The organism is Segeticoccus rhizosphaerae (assembly GCF_009192725.1).
Classification (GTDB): domain Bacteria; phylum Actinomycetota; class Actinomycetes; order Actinomycetales; family Dermatophilaceae; genus Segeticoccus; species Segeticoccus rhizosphaerae.
Map to the genome: position 1 here is coordinate 1 of NZ_VOHR01000512.1, position 1,786 is coordinate 1,786.

A 1,786-nucleotide genomic window follows, 5' to 3' on the forward strand; every position below is an offset into this window, starting at 1 on the left:
CGCCCACGGGGTCCCGCCGGTCTCGGTGCGCGACGGGTTGCGCGCCTACCGCCCGGCCGCCCACCGTATCGCCGAGGTCGCGACCGTCGACGGCGTGCGCTACGTCGACGACTCCAAGGCCACTAATCCCCAGGCCGCGGCCGCGGCGATCGCGGCGTTCGAGCACGTGGTCTGGGTCGCCGGGGGCCAGCTCAAGGGCGCGACCGTCGACGACCTCGTCCGCGGGGCCGTGGAGCGGCTGCGCGGTGTCGTGCTCCTCGGTCAGGACCGGGCCGTGATCGCCGACGCTCTCGCCCGACACGCCCCCGAGGTCCCGGTGGCCGAGGTGGACAGCACCGACACTGGGGCCATGGATGTGGTGGTGGAGCAGGCGCGTCGGCTCGCGCAGCCCGGCGACGTGGTGCTCCTCGCCCCGGCCGGGGCCTCCTGGGACATGTTCAGCGACTACGGGGCCAGGGGAGACGCGTTCGCCCTGGCCGTCCGCCGCCGGGCGTCCGGAGAGGCGGGCTCGTGACGACCTCGACGCGGGGCCGGGTGCCCGTGGCCAGCGCGTCCGAGGAGCGGGAGACCGGCTGGCACCGCCCGAGCGCCATGCTGGAGCGGCTCGAGTCGCCGGTGGCGACCTACTACCTGCTGCTCGGCGCCTCCGCGCTGCTGGTGTCGATCGGGCTGGTGATGGTGCTCTCGGCGTCCAGCGTGCAGTCCTACCAGCAGAGCGGGTCGTCCTACACCACCTTCCTCGGCCAGCTGCGCTTCTGCCTGCTCGGGCTGGTCGCTGCGGCCGTCGTCAGCAGGGTCCCCCTCTCCTTCTGGCGGTGGGCTTCGCCCTGGCTGTTCTTGGGGACGATCGGCCTGCAGGCCCTCGTGTTCAGCCCGCTCGGGGTCAGCGTGCTCGGCAACCGCAACTGGATCGAGCTGGGTGGGCAACGGCTCCAGCCGTCGGAGTTCGGCAAGCTGGCCCTCGTCCTGTTCGGTGCCACCGTCCTGGTCAAGAAGCGACGCTCGCTGGGGCGCTTCTTCCACGCGTTGGTGCCCCTCGTGCTTCCCGCCGGCGTCGTCCTGATCGGCTTGGTCCTGCTCGGCCACGACCTGGGCACGGGGCTGGTGCTGCTCGCCATCCTCGGTGGCATGTTGTTCGCTGCGGGCGTGCCGGCGCGGTTGTTCGTCTTCTCCGGGGTCGCCGTCGGGGCCCTGGCGACCGCGCTCGTGGTGACCAGTGGCAACCGCATGTCCCGGGTGTCGGACTGGCTGGGTGGGTGCAACGACGTGACCCAGTGCTTCCAGACGGTGCACGGCAAGTACGCACTCGCCGACGGCGGCTGGTGGGGTGTCGGCCTTGGCGCGAGCCGGGAGAAGTGGCAGTGGCTCCCCGAGGCGCACAACGACTTCATCTTCGCGATCATCGGTGAGGAGCTCGGACTGCCCGGCACGCTCATCGTCATCGGCCTCTTCGCGGTGATCGCCTTCGCCTGCTACCGCCTCGTGCTTCGCACCGAGGACTTCTTCGTCCGGGTGGCCACCGGCGGCATCATGGTGTGGATCCTCGTCCAGGCGATCATCAACATCGGCTCCGTGATCGGGCTGCTGCCGGTGATCGGGGTGCCCTTGCCACTCGTCTCCAGCGGCGGGTCCGCTCTGGTGGCAACGATGATCGCGCTGGGACTGTTGATCTCCTTCGCGCGCAACGAACCCGGCGCCCGCGAGGCCCTCGCCGCCCGCCCCAGCCTGGTCCGCCGGTCGCTCGCCGTCCTGGCGCGCCGAGGTGACGACTCGTGAGCGCTGGGCC

The 1,786-nt window shown here is 71.7% G+C and carries 2 protein-coding genes; both read left to right on the plus strand.

Features of this window, described 5'->3' with window-relative positions; genetic code table 11:
* The coding region (locus FRW57_RS21220; RefSeq protein ID WP_275263242.1) for a glutamate ligase domain-containing protein at window positions 1-514 on the plus strand (514 nt) is incomplete at its 5' end.
* On the plus strand, window positions 511-1,776 hold the full coding sequence (gene ftsW / locus FRW57_RS21225; protein WP_238384490.1) for a putative lipid II flippase FtsW: 1,266 nt from the start codon (window positions 511-513) through the stop codon (window positions 1,774-1,776). The genes FRW57_RS21220 and ftsW, both read left to right, overlap by 4 nt.
* Window positions 1,777-1,786 lie beyond the last annotated feature (10 nt).